Source organism: Ensifer sp. SSB1 (genome assembly GCF_016652895.1).
Classification (GTDB): Bacteria; Pseudomonadota; Alphaproteobacteria; order Rhizobiales; family Rhizobiaceae; genus Ensifer.
In genome coordinates, this window is the sequence record NZ_JAEPRP010000070.1 from 17,276 (window position 1) to 34,198 (window position 16,923).

Below are 16,923 nucleotides of genomic sequence, written 5' to 3' on the forward strand. Positions count from 1 at the left end.
TGACATCTGCTTTGTCGGTATCGGCGCGCCTTCGGCCGCCTGCAACGTCGCGCGACTGACGCATGCACCCGATATCACGCTGATCTACGAGAGCGGCACAGTCGGAACCAAGCCGGACGTGCTGCCGCTGTCGATCGGCGACGGCGAACTCTGCGACACGGCCCTCTTCACCGTGTCGGTGCCCGAGATGTTCCGCTATTGGCTGCAGGGCGGGCGCATCACCACAGGCTTCCTCGGTGGCGCGCAGATCGACAAGTTCGCCAACCTCAATACCACGGTCGTCGGCCCCTATGACCACCCGAAGGTCCGCCTGCCCGGCGGCGGCGGCGCTCCGGAGATCGCCTCCAATTGCGGCCGCATCTTCATCACCATGGCGCTTTCGAAACGCGGCTTCGTCGAGAAACTGCCCTTCATAACTTCCATGGGTCACGGAGAAGGCGGCGACCACCGCGAACGGCTGGGCATGAAGACCAATGGACCAACCCGGGTCATCACCGACCTCTGCATCCTGGAGCCGGATCCTGAGACCAAGGAATTGACCGTCGTTTCGATCCATCCCGGCGTGACGCGCGAGCAGATCGTCGAGAATTGCGGCTGGGCCATCAAGTTCGCCGAAGAGGTGATCGAGACGCCGGCACCGACGGAACTGGAACTCAAGACCCTTCGTGACATCAACGCCCGCACCAAGAAGGCCCACCAGGGCGACAGAGAGGCAGCCTAATGGCCGAGGCTTTCATCTGCGATTACATCCGCACGCCGATCGGCCGCTTCGGCGGCTCACTCTCTTCGGTCCGGGCCGACGATCTCGGCGCAATTCCACTTCGCGCCCTGATGGAGCGCAACACCGATGTCGACTGGGACGCGGTCGACGACGTGATCTTCGGCTGCGCCAACCAGGCGGGCGAGGACAATCGCAACGTTGCGCGCATGTCGCTGCTGCTGGCCGGTCTGCCGGTGGGGGTAACCGGCACGACGATTAATCGTCTCTGCGGCTCCGGCATGGACGCCGTCATCGCAGCAGCGCGAGCCATCAAGTCCGGAGAGGCCGAGCTGTTGATCGCCGGCGGCGTCGAAAGCATGACGCGTGCGCCCTTCGTGATACCGAAGGCCGATACCGCCTTTTCGCGCAATGCCGAAATCTATGACACGACCATCGGCTGGCGCTTCATCAACCCCCTGATGAAGAAGCAATACGGCGTCGATTCCATGCCCGAGACCGGCGAGAACGTCGCCGTGGATTTCCATGTCAGCCGCGAGGACCAGGATGCCTTCGCCGTCCGCAGCCAGGCGAAGGCCGCGGCAGCGCAGGGCAACGGCCGACTGGCAAAAGAGATCGTTGCCGTGACGATCCCGCAGCGAAAAGGCGAACCTGTTGTCGTCGATCGCGACGAGCACCCGCGCGCTACGACGATCGAGGCGCTCGCCAAGCTCGGCACGCCCTTCAAAAAGGAAGGCGGCACGGTGACGGCCGGCAACGCCTCCGGCGTCAACGATGGCGCGACGGCGCTGATCATCGCCTCGGAAGCGGCGGCGAAGAAATACGGCCTCAGGCCAATCGCCCGTGTTCTCGGTGGGGCAACCGCCGGCGTACCGCCGCGCATCATGGGCTTCGGCCCGGCTCCGGCTTCGAAGAAGCTGATGGCCCGCCTCGGGCTCACGCAGGAGCAGTTTGACGTCATCGAACTCAACGAGGCTTTCGCCTCGCAAGGGCTCGCCACGCTTCGCGACCTCGGCATTGCCGACGACGATCCGCGCGTCAACCGCAACGGCGGCGCGATCGCGCTCGGCCACCCGCTCGGCATGTCCGGCGCCCGCATCACCGGCACGGCAGCACTCGAACTGCACGAGACCGGCGGGCGTTATTCGCTGTCGACCATGTGCATCGGCGTCGGCCAGGGCATCGCGGTGGCGCTGGAACGGGTCTGAGCACGGACGCAAGCCATACGAAAAGCAAAGAGCCCGGCCTTGGAGAAGGCCGGGCTCTTTGCTTCGAGCGATTGAGAAGCTGGGCAACCAATTTTGCCGTCATTCCTGTGCTTGTCACAGGAATCCAGCAGGCCCAAGTCCTTGGGCCGAAAGGGTCTCCTGACCCGACGTCCGTCGGGTCGCTGGACCCCGCCACGAGGGCGAGGATGAGGGCTCTCCCGTCAAACACCACCGTCAGCGTTCGAAGCGGCCGCTCGGCCCTGTGCTATTCCGACCAGATCGCGACGTCGACGGGGCCGAGCTTGCGGCCGCCGACATGGAAGGTTGCGCCTGCAGACGCTGGCACGTCCACGGCCGTCTTGCCGTAGTTGAAGGCGAAGGTGAGCTTGCCGCGGCGGGTGATGCGCAGGTCGCCGAGATCGGCCAGCGCCTCGACCGAGGCCCAGCCGAGCGCATCGCCAATCACCTTGTCCAGCAGCTCGCCGCGGGCGCCGGTTGCCATGTAGCGTGCCTTGTCGTTGCCGACGAGCGCCGGAGCGCCATTGCGATAGTCGCCCTCGAAGGTGGCAAGCACGGTTTCGTTGGTGCGGACCGTCTCGCGCCAGACGCCGGCCGGATAGGTCTCGTTGCCGTAGAGCACGCTTTCACCGTGAAATTCCGGCAGCGACTCCACACGGGCGACGCTGACGTCGATCAGCGCGGCGAGCGGACCCGGCGGCAGGCCCTCAGGAATGTGCATGTCCTCGGTCTTGCTGCCGCTGCGCGGTCCGAAGAGCACCTTGGCACCCGACGCCGCAAGCTTCTGAACGAAGGCCCGGTCGGGAATAACGAGGTCGGGTGCCAGCACCAACTGGTAGCCGACGAGGTCCGAGTGCTGGCCGATGAAATCGACATCGACGCCAAGGCGGGCAACGGTCGAATACCAGTCGAGCGCAATCTGTGACGCCAGATAGGTGCGGCCTTGCGGCAACGCACGCGTCGCCCAGCGCGAATTATAGTCGAGCAGGATCGCGACCTTGGCCTTCTCGCGGCGCTCACCCTTCGGCAGACGCTTCATCTCTTCGGCCACCTGCGCGACTTCGAGATAGCCCTGGTCCGCCTCGCTGTTGGGCAGGAGCAGGCCGGCATGGAACTGCTCCTGTGCAAACGGCACCTGCCGCCAACGGAAATAGGAGACCATGTCGACGCCGTGAGCGTAAGCGAGCCAGGTCCAGAGCCGGACCATGCCGTCGGCCGGCGACTGGTTGTGCGAGGCCCAGTTCACCGGGCCCGGCTGCTGCTCCATCACCCAGACGCGACCATTTCCGACCGCGCGGTAGAGATCGTGGTTGAAGGCCGGCTGGTCCGGATCGCCGACGCGCAGATACCGGCCCTTGTCTTCCGACGAGAGACGGCCGTTGAGCAGACCGCCCATCGGATAGACGTCCCACGACGCGATATCGATGTCCTCGCCGACCTTGTAATGGTCGAAGTCGGTGTTCTGCGACATGAAGTTGTGCGTCACCGGGCGGCCCGGCGAATGCTTGCGGATGATGTCGACCTGCGCCTTGTTGAAGCTCTTCACCTGGTCGGAGGAGAAGCGGACATAGTCGACGATATGGGTCGGGCTCGGCTCTTCCACGAGATTGTTCGGAAGCTCGACCTCGTCGAAGCTCAGATAGTTCATCGCCCAGAACGCCGTGCCCCAGGCGCGGTTCAGCTCCTCGACCGTGCCATAGCGGGCCTCGAGCCACTCGCGGAAAGCGTGCAACGCCTCGTCGGAATAGCTGTAGATCGTGTCGTGGTCGCCGTACTCGTTATCGGTCTGCCAGGCATGGACGAAAGCGTTCTTGCCATAGCGCTCGGCCATGGCTTCTGAAATGCGCGCCGCCTCGATGCGGTAGCGGCGGCTGGAGAAGCAGTAGTGACGGCGGGCGCCGAACTTGCGCACCACGCCCTTGACGTCGACCGGCAGGATGTCCGGATAACGATCGATCAGCCACTTCGGCGGCGCGGCGGTCGGCGTTCCCAAAATCACCTTGAGGCCGGCCTTGCCGAGCACCTCGATGGCGTCGTCCAGCCATTCCCAATGGAACTCGCCCGACCGGGGCTCGATCTTCGCCCAGGCGAATTCGCCGATGCGCACCCAGGCAAGGCCAAGCTCGACCATGCGGCGGGCGTCCTCTTCCCATTTTTCGCGCGGCCACTGCTCCGGATAGTAGCAGACGCCGAGTTCCAGCATATCGGTCTGCTGTTCTTTGGCGTTGAAGCGGTTCGATCTCGTCAGGGGCATGTGCACGGGTCCGGTCCTTCGTCATGTCTTACGGCCGGTTGGGTCCGGCCTCGGGTTTTGTCTGTGCGTCCTTGAATATAAACGTTTATATTCAAGGACATGAAAGAGCGCCCAGATTGGGCGCGAATTTCGTCAACGGTTCGGGTTCAGGCGGTCGTCGCAGCGCTCGATCAGGTTCGGCATGAGCAGCGTCTGCAGCGCCTCCGGCGGCTCGCCCTCCATGCGCCTGAGGATATAGGCGCCGAGCAGACTGCTCGGCTCGCTGATCGGCAGGTAGTAGGTGGTGATCGGCGGTGCGAAATACTGGCTGACATTGAGATCGTCAGTGGCGTTGATCACCGCGTCACGCCCATGCACCAACCCGCGCTCGTGAAAACCCGAGAAAGCACCGAGCGCCGAGGCTTCGTTGGCGCAGATATAGGCGGTCGGCGGATTGCTCAGCTCCGACATGGTCAGCACGTTCTCGCGGCCGAAGGCTGGCGTCAGGCGGCCATGGGCAACGAGCGCCGGATCATAGGGGAGGCCTGCAACTTCAAGCGCATGTTTGTAGGCTTCAAGCCGCGTGATGCCGTAGCTCAGGTCCGAGAGCGGGTTGAGCAGCGCGATGCGTCGGTGGCCGCGCTCGACCAAACGCGCCATCGACACCCGGATCATCTGCTCATTGTCGGCATCGACATAGGCATGCGGCGCATTGTGAATGCTGGTGCCGTAGGTGACGAACGGGAAGTCCGCCGCCTGCATGGTGCGGATCCGCGGATCGTCGGCACGCGTGCCGGAGATGATGATGCCATCCGCCTTCTTCAGCGAAACGATCTGCTTGATGACCGCCTGGCTTTCCTCGAAATTCCGGACGGCATAGAGCGAGACGCGATAGGGGCTGTCTTCAAGCGCCCAGGAAATGCCGCTCAGGAGCTGGGCGTATTCGACGCCTTCCCATTCGTTCTGCTTCGGGCCAGGCGCGGTCATGATGGCGGCGACCTGATAGGTCTTGCCGGTGCGCAGCTGCACGCCATGCATGTTGAGCTCATAGCCGACGCGTTCCGCCGCTTCGATCACGATCGCGCGCGTCTCCGGGCGAACCTGAGGCGAATGCTTCAGGGCCTTGGAAACGGTGGCGATGGAAAGCCCCGTCTCCTGCGCAATGGTCTTGATCGTCGGTCTCTGCATGGCGGTTCTGCTCGTCACGGGTTGTCAGCGCTGAGCGATGCTGCCAGCACAAGATAGACTGCGGATGTCCAGGCGAATGCGCGATCGCGAAGGCCCCTCCCCGAGCGCGCGTCGAAGTTTTCGGCCATACCGCTTTTGCTCGCCAGTGAACAGAACTTTTCCGCGACGTCGCGCGCGAGCTCAATCTTCCCTTGCCGGCGTAGGCCGTCCCAGAGAAGCAGCGTGGTCGGCGCCCAGATGGGTCCGCGCCAGTAGCCGTCGTCCTCGTAGAAGGAACTCTTCGGGCTTTCGGTTGCCGGTCCCCATTCGGTGATGAAGCCGCCGGCGGCGAGCCGCGCCACAAGCTTCTCGCGCATGTCGGGCGTCAGACGTGCGCCCAGCAGCAGCGGCATGAACTGGATGAGGTTTTCACCCGGCAGTATCCGCTCCGGATCCGCAGCGAGCCGAGCGCCAAAGGTCTCGCCGGTCCACAGACGGTCGAACAGCAACGCCTGCAGGGCGTCAGCTTTCTGCCGCCACATCGTCTGGCGTTCCGTGTCGTCTTCCAGCAGATCCGCCAGCGTCTCGCAGGCAAGGATCAGGAAAACCGGCAGATCCGGCGAGATCACCGGGCCGCCTTCGGCGAAGAAGGTGGCGTTGTCCCAGCCGCTGTCGTTGCCGTGGAAATAGGACGGCAGGCTCGTCGCATCCTTGCGGCCGTAGGTGAGCCAGTATTCGACCTGCTTGCCGATGGCGTCGCGCAGATAGGACTTGCGCTCTGCCGTCAGGAAGCTCGGATCGGCCGCCGCGATCAGCGACACCGCCCAGCCATGCACCGGCGGCTTGGTGAACGCAAAGAGCACGTCGCGGTCGTTGATATAGTCAGGCAACAGGCCGGAGGCGTCCTGATGGTCGAAGATCGCTGCGAACTGATCGAAGGCGAGATCCGGATCGAAGGCGGCCACGCCAAGCGCGGAAAAGGCGTTGTCCCAGCTCCAGATGTTGATCATGTGGTTCTTCGACATGTAGATCGCCGGCCGCGTCAATGCGCCGCCGGCGGGCACGCCGTTCGCCCAGAGCAGATAGCTCGCCAGCCGGTGCGCCTCGTCCTGGCCATCGACACCGCCGGGAACGCGTGCGTGCCAGGCAGAGAATTCTGCTGCAGAGTTCGAAAGCGCCTCGGCGAACCGGCCGGGCCGAACAGCGGGCGGCAGGGTTCGGAAATAATCGAAATTGCCTTCGAATATTTCCGCGCCTGAGAAGGCGAAGGACACGTCTTCGGAATGGTCGCGCTGCCAGGCGCCGGTAACTTTCAGTTCGCCAGCGATCGTGCGCGGAATGAACTTGACGTTTTCGACCGCGGCGACCAGGCAATCCTCGCCTTGTGGCGTGCGGTAGACATAGTCGTAACGCGAGCCTTCGAGATGGAAGCGCACGCCGGCCCGCTTGCCGGCAATGTGCAGCCGTTCCCCTTCGCCGATGACAAACGTCACCTCGCCCTCGCCGATGCGAGCATCGAGCCTTTCCGGGGAGAGCACCAGCACCGGCGTCGCGGTCATTCCGGCCGCTTCGAGAAATTCGACGCGGCAGAGGCGACCGAGCGATGGCCGCTCGTCACCGCCGGCAACGTGGCGGAGATAAAGCGCCCGCTCGCCGTCGCGGCCCGGCACACGCATCATCGAGAGCGTCAGGAACCGGCCCCTGCGGCTGAAGGGGACAAAGTCGATATCAAACAGCATGCCCTTATCCCTTCACCGACGAGCCGACCGCGCCATCCATGATGTAGCGCTGGGCGACGAAGAAGAGGGCGAGCGGCGGCAGGCAGAGGATGACGGTGATCGCGGCGATAGACGTCACGTCCACCTCGTGCAGGCCCTTGAACATCGAAAGCCCGAGCGTCAGCGTGTACTTCGACTGGTCGTTGAGAAAGATCAACGGGCCGAGATAGTCGTTCCAGGCGTTCATGAAGTGGAAGGTGCCGACCAGCACCAGCGCCGGCATCATCAGCGGCAGGTGAATGCGCCAATAGATGTCGAAGGCGTTGGCGCCATCCATGCGTGCGGCTTCGTCGATCTCCATGGGCACCGTCATGATGTACTGGCGCAGCAGGAAGACAAAGAAAGCGTCGGCGAAGTAGGCCGGCACGATCAAGGGCTTCAGCGTGTTGATCCAGCCGAGCAGGTTGAACTCCATGTAGAGCGGGATCATCTTCACGTCCCACGGGATCATCATGGTGGCAAGCAGCAGGATGAACAGCGGGTCGCGGCCGGGGAAGCGGAAGCGGGCAAAGCCATAGGCAACCAGCGACGAGGAAATCAGCTGGCCAATGGTCGACAGCACCACCACGATCAGCGAATTGGTGAGATAGGTGCCGAAGGGCTGCTTGTTCCAGGCGGCGGCAAAGTTCTCCCAGTGCCATTCCGACGGCCAGAAGACCGGCGGGAACTGGTAGAGCTCGGCTGAACTTTTGATCGCCGTCATGAAGGTCCAGTAGAACGGCGCGATGAACAGCGCCGAGAGCAGGATGAGCGCGGAATAGAGCAGCGTCTTACGCATTGTGCTCTCCATCGTTCTGGCGGACTTCGCCTTCGTAATAGACCCAGGCGGCGGACCAGCGCATGACGCCAAGGCTGAGCAGGAGCACGATGATGAACATCACCCAGGAGCCGGCGGCGGCGTAACCCATGTCGAAATACTTGAAGGCGTTGTCGTAGATATACATGGCGAAGAAATAGGTGGAGCCGAGCGGCCCGCCCTTGGTCAGAAGCAGAGCGATCGTCAGCTGCTGGAAGGCGGAGATGATCGAGGTGATGAAGGTGAAAAGCAGCATCGGGCCGAGCATCGGTAGCGTGATGAACAGCATCTGCGCCCAGCCGGGAACGCCCGAGACGGTTGCTGCCTCATAGAGTTCCTTCGGGATGGCTTTCAGGCCCGTCAGAAGGATGAGCATGGTGCCGCCGAGGCCCCAGAGGCTGGCGATGATGATCGCGACGATCGCCAGGTTCGGGTCGCCGAGCCAGTTCGGCCCCTCGATGCCGACGAAGGACAGCATGAAATTCAGCAGGCCATATTCCCGGCTGTAGATCCAGCTCCAGATCGTCACCAGCGCGACGCCGGAAATGACGCTCGGCAGGTAGAAGGCAGTGCGGAAGAAGCCGCTGGCAAAGGTGATGTGATGCAGCATCAGCGCCAGCAGGAACGACATGACGATGTTGAACGGCACGTAGATTGCCGCAAACTTCACCGTGATCCAGAGGCTCTCCCAGAACTGCGGGTCCTCGAAGAGCATCGAGCGGTAGTTCTCGAGGCCGACAAACGTGCGTTCGCCGACGACGGGCCAGTCGTAGAAGCTCATCGTCAGCGAGAAGACGAGCGGGCCGAGCGTAAAGAACAGGAACCCGAGGATCCACGGGGAGATGAACAAATAGGCCGCGATGTGGCGCGCGAAGGCCGAGCGCTTGCGCTTGGCCACGGCCGGCACTGCGGCTGTTGCATAGGTCATGTCCATCTCCCCGGGCTCCCTTTTCTTACTTGATCAGCCGCTTCGAGCGGGCAACCGCCTCGTCGAGATGCTGCTTGGCATTGCCCTGGTCGATCATCGTCGCCTCGATGGCGCGGGCGAGATTGTCCTGGACCTTGCCCCAGTTGGCGTTCTTCAGGAACGCATGGGTCTCGGTGTTGGAGGTCGCGAGGATGTCGAAGAAGGGCTTGTAGATCGGGTCCTTGGTCATGCCCTTTTCTTCCGCGACGCTGGTGCGAACCGGCAGGTCGTTGACGCGCATGGCGACCGCTTCCGGCGACGAGAAGAACTTGACGAATTCCCAGGCGAGGTCCGGATGGGCCGCATCCTTGGCGATCGAGATCGCCGAGACGCCGAGCGCCGAATGCGCGGTCTTGTCGCCGAACTTCGGCAGCGGCGCCACGCCATACTTGATGCCAGATGCATCGATGCCGGACTTCGACCACATGGCGCTCTGGAACATGGCGATCTTGCCGCCCTTGAAGAGCGTGCTGCCCGACGTGTCATCGCCGAGGTTCAGCGTGATCGCTTCCTGCTTCTTGGCCATGTCGCCGAACATGTCGAGCACCTGCGCAGCCGCATCGCTGTTCATGTAGCCGTCGATCTGCTTGCCGTCGTCGGAGATGTACTTGGTGCCGTTCGACCAGAGGAACTGCTCGAAGTCGTAAGGATCCGGCTTGGCGTCGACGGCAAAGCCATAGACCTTGTTCGGCTCGTCGCGGAACTTGGCGGCCTTGGCGCGCAGGTCGTCCCAGGTCCAGCCGTCCTTCGGCTCCTCGACACCGGCCTTGGCGAACATGTCCTTGTTGTAGAACACAACCTGCGTGGTGAAGCCCGACGGCATGCCGTAGGTCTTGCCCTCGACACGAACCGTGTTCATCAGGCCCTTCGGGAAATCGTCCGGTTTGATCTCGGCCGCGTCCTTGGCGATCAGATCGTCGAGCGGCTTCAGCGACGTGTAGTACTGCGGGAAGTTCCACATATACATGACGTCAGGCGGGTTGCCGGCGCCGAAGGCGGCGATCAGCTTCTGATCGTAGCCGTCTGCATAGGGCTCGACCTGAACCTTCACGCCCGGGTGCTTTTCCTCGAACTTCTTGGCGAATTCCTGCTGGATCGCCAGGCTTTCATCCGTGTCCCAGGTCGCAAAACGCAGCACTTCTTCCGCGCGGGCCGTTGCGGTTCCGGCCATCGCCAGAACCATCAGCGAGCCGATGATCGACTTCCTGTTAAGCATGCTTCTCCTCCTCATACGGGTTACGCGACCCGCTTTGCCTTTTCCTGATTGATGAGCGCCTGCGTCTCGACATCGAGCCTGCGCGCGACCGCCTGCCCCTCGCCATCGAACAGATGGCAATGCTCGGCCGGCAGACGCAGATGCACGCGCTCGCGGGCGGAAACCGGATGCGTGCCACGCACGACCGCGGTCATGCCGCCGCCGTTTTCAAGGCTGATATGGACGTGGCTTTCGGTGCCGAGCCGCTCGACCAGGCGCACATCGCCGACGAGGTGACCTTCCTCGGCCGAAACCAGCTCGATCTTGTCCGGACGAATGCCGAGCGTCACCGACTTGGGCTTGGCGACCGGTGCGGCCGAGAGCATTTCGAGCGTCAGCGGATGGGCGAGACCGCCGCCGGCAAGCGTCACCGAAGTATCGACCTGCGATGTCACTTCGGTCGTCACGAAGTTCATGCGCGGCGAACCGATGAAGCCGGCGACGAACAGGTTGGCCGGCTGGTAGAAGAGTTCGAGCGGCGTGCCGAACTGGCTGACCTTGCCCTTGTCGAGCACGACGACACGATCGGAAAGCGTCATCGCTTCCACCTGGTCGTGGGTGACGTAGATCATCGTCACGCCGAGACGCTCATGCAGTGCCGCCAGTTCGACGCGCATGGTGACACGAAGCCCGGCATCGAGGTTCGACAGCGGCTCGTCGAGCAGAAAGAGTTTCGGTTCACGCACGATCGCGCGGCCGATCGCCACGCGCTGACGCTGGCCGCCGGAAAGCTGGCGCGGCTTGCGGGCGAGCAGTTCCTTGATGCGCAGGATGTCGGCGGCGCTCTCGACGCGGCGATCGATCTCGTCGCGCTTCATGCCGTTCAGCGCCAGGCCGAAGGACAGGTTCTTGCGCACATTCATGTGCGGATAGAGCGCGTAGTTCTGGAAGACCATGGCAATGTCGCGCTTGGCCGAGGCGACGTCGGTGATATCGCGGTCGCCGAGGTGGATCGAGCCACCATCGAGATCCTCGAGACCGGCGATCGAGCGCAGCAGCGTGCTCTTGCCGCAGCCGGACGGGCCGAGGAAGCAGACGAACTCGCCATCGGCGATATCGAGGTTGATACCCTTCAAGACTTCGAGCGAACCAAAGCCTTTGCGCAAATTGTCGATGCGGATCGCTGCCAACGGGCCCTCCCTGCCGGCGGAGCGCTGCTGTGGCCATCGGCCCAAAAGCAGCACCAAGTTAAACGTTTATATGCACGATAAAAACGTTTAACTTCGTTGTAAAGCGGAAAATCGCATCGAACCGATTTTGCTGGTGAGAGCAGCGCGCAATGACAAAACGGCCGCCCGGGGGCGGCCGTTTTTGGTCTTTTGCCTCAGACGCTTAGACGTTGAAGTGTATCGTCCAGCGCATCGAGGAAACGGTCGCAGTCCTCGGCGCTGAAGGGCGCCGGCGGCTTCACCTTCAGCACGTTGTGGTGCGGCCCCTCGCTGCTTAAGAGAATGTGGTGCTTGCGCTTCATTTCGCCGATGACGAAATCGAGTTCGCGCGCTGCCGGCTCTTGCGTCTCGCGGTTGCGCACCAGCTCGATGCCGTTGAACAGACCGTGGCCTCTGACGTCGCCGATGATCGCATGTTTGCCGGCAAGCACCCGCGCACCATCCATCAACCGGTCACCAATGACGCGGCAATGATGCACCAGCCGCTCGTCTCGGATGACGTCGAGCACCGCCAGACCGATTTCGGCCGAGACCGGATTGCCGCCGAAGGTGTTGAAATACTCCATGCCGTTGGCAAAGGATGCAGCGATCGCTTCGGTCGTCACGACGGCCGCCATGGGATGGCCGTTGCCGATCGGCTTGCCCATGGTGACGATGTCAGGCACGACACCCTGCAACTCGTGCGCCCACATGTGGCTACCCACACGGCCGAAGCCGACCTGTACCTCGTCGGCAAGGCAAAGGCCTCCGGCGGCGCGAACATGCGCATAGGCTTCGCGCAGATACCCCTCCGGAAGCGACAATTGCCCACCGGTCCCGAGAATGCCTTCGCTGAAGAACAGCGCCGGGCGGCGACCATCGGCAGCAAGAGCAGCAACCTGATTGCGCACGTCCTCGGCATATTTGCGGCCGGCATCCGCATCGCCGTAGCGATAGCGCCCGCGATAGAGGTCCGGCATTTCGGCGACCTTCACATGCGACGCCTGCCCCTCCCCGCCCTTGCCGGCGAACTTGTAGGGGCTGACGTCGATCAGGCTCGACAGGTGCCCGTGATAGGCGTGGTCGACGGTGATGATATCGCGGTTGCCGGTATAGGCGCGCGCCAGGCGGATCGCGAGGTCGTTCGCCTCGCTGCCGGAATTGACGAAGAAGCAGACGTTGAGCGGGTCCGGAAACTGCGCCGCGAGCCTGCTGGAATATTCGACCAGCGTGTCGTGCAGGTAGCGCGAGTTGGTGTTCAGCCGCTGCATCTGCGTCTGCGCAGCCTTAACGACGCGCGGGTGACAATGACCGACGTGGCAGACATTGTTGACCATGTCGAGCCAGCGCGTGCCTTCCTCGTCGATCAGATGCGCACCCTCGCCGCCAACGATCTTCAGCGGTGCAGCGCTATAGGCTATGCTCAGCGAGCGGCCGATACGACGATGGCGCTCACGCACGAGAAAGGCCTTGTCGCGCGGGACGATCACCGAGACCGGGACCGAAAGGCCAAGGACCACGCTCGGGTCCGGGCTCACTTCGCGCCAGACCTGCCACTGGTCGCCGACACCGACGCCATGCATGCGGCCGCCAAGGCCGAGATGGTCGGTCACGACCTGGAAATGCAGATGCGGCGCCCAGTTGCCGTTTTCCTCCGCAGCACCGAAGGCCGCGAAGACTTCGCCCTTGGCGATCGCCTGCCCTTCGGAGAGCTTGGCAACGCTGTCGCGCGACAGGTGTCCGTAGAGCGTCCAGAAGCGAACGCCGTTTTCGATCTCGTGCTCGAGAAGGACGGTCGGACCGAAACCATAGGCGACGGCATCGTCGTGGATGAAAGCAACCTTGCCGGCAAAGGGCGCTGAGACCGGCTCACCTGCCGGTGCAAAGATATCGACACCCAGATGGACCGAGCGCCGTGCGCCTTCCACCGACGTCTCGTAAGCGTCACCCTGATAGATCCCGCGACCCTCGCCATAAAGACCGATGCCGAAGGCGGCCTCTTCGCTGCCGATCTGGGCCATGATACGGGCTTCGGCTTCCGCCGCGTCGAGGTTTGCCCATTGCGCCACCTCCGGTCCGGAGGCGGAGAAATCGAACACCGTCACCTTCGGCTTGCTGATCGAGGGCCGAATGATCTGTGCGAATTCGTGCTCATTTTTCTCGATCAAGCGCACGACGGCGGAGGCCTGCGGGATAGGCGCAAGGCCGCAGGCATCACGGATGCGCGCGATGGCGATCACGCGATTTTCGCCTTGCAGGCGGTTCAACTCGCGCCAGACGTCCTCCTGGCTGACGAGCAGATAGGTATTCTCGGGATTGTCGCGGATCTGCTTTGCCGCCATGCACATGCTGACGGCGTAACGGGTCTTGACGAGATCAAAGACCAGCTCGATTTCCGTTTCGCTTAGCGGATTGACCTGATGGTAGGCTCCGGCAAGGGCAGCGATCGTGCCGACCGGATCAACAGCGCCAATCAGCGCGTAGGCCGATGCAACGGCAACCTCGATGACCCGCCAGGTCTCGACCATGTCGCCGAAATCGAGCAGGCCGCTGACCGTTCCGTCCTCGTCGAGCAGCACGTTATAGTCGTTGGCGTCGTTGTGAATGACCTGCATCGGGCAGGTCGCAAGGCGCGGCAAAACCGTTGTGGCGAAATGCTCCAGAATCGCATCGACTGCCGCGCGCTTGTCCGCGCCGTCGATCAATTCCACATGCTTGCGGTGCATGTCGGCGCGTCCGATGTCCCAGGCATAAAGCCGCTTGGCGCCGGCATGGACGAACCCTTCGAGGCTGCGGTCGAGCCCGGCCAGCAGGCGACCGAGGCTCTCGGCGCTGGCGACATTGCGCACCGCCGCCTTGGCCCAGATATCGCCCTGCAGCCAGGAAAGAAGCCGCGCCGTGCGCCGGCCGCGGAGCTCGATCCCGCTTGTGACCCCTCCGGAGCGAGTGCGAAGCGCGCGGGAAATCGACAGATCCGTCGATTTGGCGGCGAGGTGTTCAAGCACGGCCACCTGCATGTCGAGTTCATCCGCATCACCGACCGCATGCAGCTTCAGCAGGAACTCGCCACCATCGGTGGCAGTGACGCGATAGTTGAGATCGTGCTCGCCCGGCAGCGGCGAGAGGCTCGCATCGATGCCGTAGGTCTCCTTGAGCCAGGCACGGATCGTCGCCAGCTCCTGCTCGGTTCTCAAATCACACTCTGCCATTTTGTCTGCCTGTCCTGTCACCACGAAACCCGCCGCCTGTCATAGGCGCGGAAACTGCCGCTGTCGGCCAAACCTGTGCTGTCGATGATCGCCTTCAGCCCGGCCGCGCTCGCTTCCACCGAAACGACGGCCTCGCTGCCGCCCATGTCCGTCTGCACCCAGCCGGGATGCAGCGAGACGACGGAGATCCCGTCGGCCCTCAGATCCTGCGCGAGCTTGACCGTCGCCATGTTCAGTGCCGCCTTGGAACAGCGATAGGCATAGTCGCCGTCGTCATCGTCGAGCGTGCCTTCGGCGAGCGACCCGGCGCGGCTGCTGATATTGGCGACGACGCTATGTTCGCCGGCGCGCAGGTTCCAAAGGAGCGCCCGCGTCACCAGCAGCGGCGCCAGCGCATTGACCCGCATCACATCGAGAAAATCATCCGGCTCCAGCGTCGCAAGGCCCCCGATATCGCCGCGCACAGCCGCATTGTTGATCAAGAGATCGATCGCGACGCCCTGGAGTGATCGCCCCAGAGCGTCGATTGATGCTGCATCGGCAACGTCCAGCGCCAGCCGATCCGCCGTATCATCGGTCGCGAGCCGCTGGCAGGCGATCACACGCCAGCCGTCCTCGGTGTAGAGCCGCGCGAGTTCCGCGCCGAGCCCGCGGGAGGTGCCAGTGATCAGCACCGTGCGGGGTCTAGCGGTGCTTGATGTCATATTTCCGCTCGATCATGTTGACGAGGCTGGCCGCGGCCAGCGTCAGGAAGATGTAGAAGATCGCCGCCGAGTTATAGGGTGCAAACGGCAGAAAGCTTGCCGACTGGAACTCGCGCATGCGCTGGGTGATGTCGCGGATCGACAGGATCGACAGTAGCGACGTGTCCTTGAGGATCGCGATCAGTTCGTTGCCGAGCGGCGGAATGATGATGCGGAAAGCCTGCGGCAGCACGACGAGGCGCGCCGTCTGCCAGCGGTTGAGGCCGATACTGCGCGCCGCTTCGACCTGGCCGACGGGGATGGCGTTGATGCCCGAGCGGAAGATTTCGGCAAGATAGGCCGAATAAGCAAGCGCCATGGCGACGATGCCGCGCATGAGGTTCGGCGGATCGAGAACCCCTTGCGTCGCGTCCTTCAGCGCCCCGCTCAAGGGCAGGCCGACATAGAGCACGATCACCAGCATCGGAATGCCGCGGATCGTGTCGACGATGAACTCCGATCCGATCGCCAGCGGATGGCGCTGATGCAGGTAGCCGCCGAAAGTGAGTAGGCCAAGGATGATCGCAAGGACGGCGACGGTGACGCCGGCGGCACGATCGCGGTCGTTCAGTGCCTCGGTCTTCCAGAGGACGGGCATATCAGCCGGCGCGGAGGCAGCTGGCAGCAGCGCCCCCGAAACGCCCTCGCTCTTGGCTATCGAGGCGAGCGCCTCGGCCGGGCCGACAAAGGTGCGCACCGGCGTTTCCGTCTGCGGCGCGCCGTCATACTGGCCGAAGCGCACGGCGCTGATCAGGCCCGCCGGCGTGTTGGTGACGATGCCGACCTTGCCGTCCAGCGTACCGGCCAGCACGTAAGTGTCGCGCGGCTGCATGAGGAACCAGCCGGCAGAAACGGCCAGCACCAGCGTGGCAATCGAGAAATAAAGGCTGGTCCTCACCGTCGAATGCAGTTGCAACAGCCCTACCCAGACAAGCCCCATGAGCGCTGCCAGAAGATAGGCGGCGATCGCCGCACGGATGGTGGTCGCCACACCGGCCGCAAAGGCGATGTGGGCGAAGAAGAAAACGAAGACGAGACCGGCGCCGTTGACCAGACCGATGATCCAGCGGGCGACGCGCCGTGCCTTTCCATCGGAAGTGGCATCGGCACGGCTGCTCAGGAAGTGGAGACCGAGGCCAGCCAGGGTAACGGCGAAGTAGGCAGGAAATAGCCACGCCTCGACGCCCTGCACCATCAGGTCCGCAGCTTCGGTCAGCTGCCGCGGGGTCATGCCCTTGACGATCAGCGTAGACTTGAACGGATCGACGCCATTGGCGACGACGGATGCGATGAAGGGATGGATATTGTGGCCGATGACGAGAACTGCGGCCGCAGCGAGATTGAGCAGCGCCGCCACATTTGCCAGGCGCGGACGCGGCGCCTTCGCGCGCGACAGCACGAGCACGGCGATACCCGAGGTGAACGCGATCGCCAGCGCCAGAAAGCCCGGCACGAAGGCTGACGAGCCGTTTTCGACACCGAGGATCGCCCTCAACGAGCGCTGATAGTCGCCGGAGGAAATGAACAGATAGATGATGAAGGGCAGCGCGGTCAGAATGATCAGATTGCTCGGACGCACGCTTCTCAGGAACGACATTCATTCCTCCGGGGGCATGAAACAGTGAGGCGCCGGGTACCGAGCGCAGACACGCGCCGGAGCCGGCCGGGTTGAGGGGCTTAATT

The 16,923-nt window shown here is 63.3% G+C and carries 11 protein-coding genes and 1 pseudogene; 2 read left to right on the forward strand and 10 right to left on the reverse strand.

Annotated features, from left to right (window positions below):
• Both I8N66_RS18340 and pcaF read left to right on the forward strand, forming a co-directional pair.
• Window positions 1-721: CoA-transferase subunit beta (locus I8N66_RS18340; protein ID WP_291156282.1), on the forward strand; the 721-nt coding region annotated here is incomplete at its 5' end.
• Window positions 721-1,926: a 3-oxoadipyl-CoA thiolase gene (pcaF, locus tag I8N66_RS18345; RefSeq protein WP_291156285.1), complete on the forward strand. Its 1,206-nt coding sequence runs from the start codon at window positions 721-723 to the stop codon at window positions 1,924-1,926. The genes I8N66_RS18340 and pcaF, both read left to right, overlap by 1 nt.
• A 265-nt stretch (window positions 1,927-2,191) precedes the next feature.
• On the opposite strand, the gene I8N66_RS18350 is transcribed toward pcaF, so the two are convergent.
• The 10 genes and pseudogenes from I8N66_RS18350 to I8N66_RS18395 all read right to left on the reverse strand — a co-directional run bounded on the left by I8N66_RS18350 (window position 2,192) and on the right by I8N66_RS18395 (window position 16,837).
• Window positions 2,192-4,204, reverse strand: coding sequence for a beta-galactosidase (locus I8N66_RS18350; RefSeq protein ID WP_291156288.1), 2,013 nt, complete (start codon window positions 4,202-4,204; stop codon window positions 2,192-2,194).
• 126 nt (window positions 4,205-4,330) lie between these two features.
• Window positions 4,331-5,365 carry a LacI family DNA-binding transcriptional regulator gene (locus I8N66_RS18355; RefSeq protein ID WP_291156291.1) on the reverse strand — a complete coding sequence of 345 codons (1,035 nt, stop codon included), beginning with the start codon at window positions 5,363-5,365 and terminating at the stop codon, window positions 4,331-4,333.
• A gap of 14 nt (window positions 5,366-5,379) precedes the next feature.
• A complete protein-coding gene (locus tag I8N66_RS18360; protein WP_291156294.1) occupies window positions 5,380-7,083 on the reverse strand; it encodes a trehalase family glycosidase in 1,704 nt (567 codons plus the stop codon).
• A gap of 4 nt (window positions 7,084-7,087) precedes the next feature.
• Window positions 7,088-7,900, reverse strand: a complete 813-nt coding sequence (locus I8N66_RS18365; protein ID WP_043625687.1) for a carbohydrate ABC transporter permease — start codon at window positions 7,898-7,900, stop codon at window positions 7,088-7,090.
• A complete protein-coding gene (locus I8N66_RS18370) occupies window positions 7,893-8,846 on the reverse strand; it encodes a sugar ABC transporter permease (protein WP_291156300.1) in 954 nt (317 codons plus the stop codon). Before I8N66_RS18370 ends, I8N66_RS18365 begins: the two co-directional genes overlap by 8 nt.
• A gap of 25 nt (window positions 8,847-8,871) precedes the next feature.
• Window positions 8,872-10,101 (reverse strand): sugar ABC transporter substrate-binding protein, encoded by a 1,230-nt coding sequence (locus I8N66_RS18375; protein ID WP_291156304.1) that lies wholly within the window; start codon window positions 10,099-10,101, stop codon window positions 8,872-8,874.
• Window positions 10,094-11,270: pseudogene (ugpC, locus tag I8N66_RS18380) on the reverse strand (sn-glycerol-3-phosphate ABC transporter ATP-binding protein UgpC). Before ugpC ends, I8N66_RS18375 begins: the two are co-directional and overlap by 8 nt.
• Window positions 11,271-11,464: 194 nt before the next feature.
• Window positions 11,465-14,497 (reverse strand): aminotransferase class III-fold pyridoxal phosphate-dependent enzyme, encoded by a 3,033-nt coding sequence (locus tag I8N66_RS18385; RefSeq protein WP_291156310.1) that lies wholly within the window; start codon window positions 14,495-14,497, stop codon window positions 11,465-11,467.
• 17 nt (window positions 14,498-14,514) lie between these two features.
• Complete coding sequence (locus tag I8N66_RS18390; protein ID WP_365887480.1) at window positions 14,515-15,171, reverse strand: SDR family oxidoreductase; 657 nt, start codon at window positions 15,169-15,171, stop codon at window positions 14,515-14,517.
• Window positions 15,172-15,181: 10 nt separating this feature from the next.
• On the reverse strand, window positions 15,182-16,837 hold the full coding sequence (locus I8N66_RS18395; RefSeq protein ID WP_291156316.1) for an amino acid ABC transporter permease: 1,656 nt from the start codon (window positions 16,835-16,837) through the stop codon (window positions 15,182-15,184).
• Window positions 16,838-16,923 lie beyond the last annotated feature (86 nt).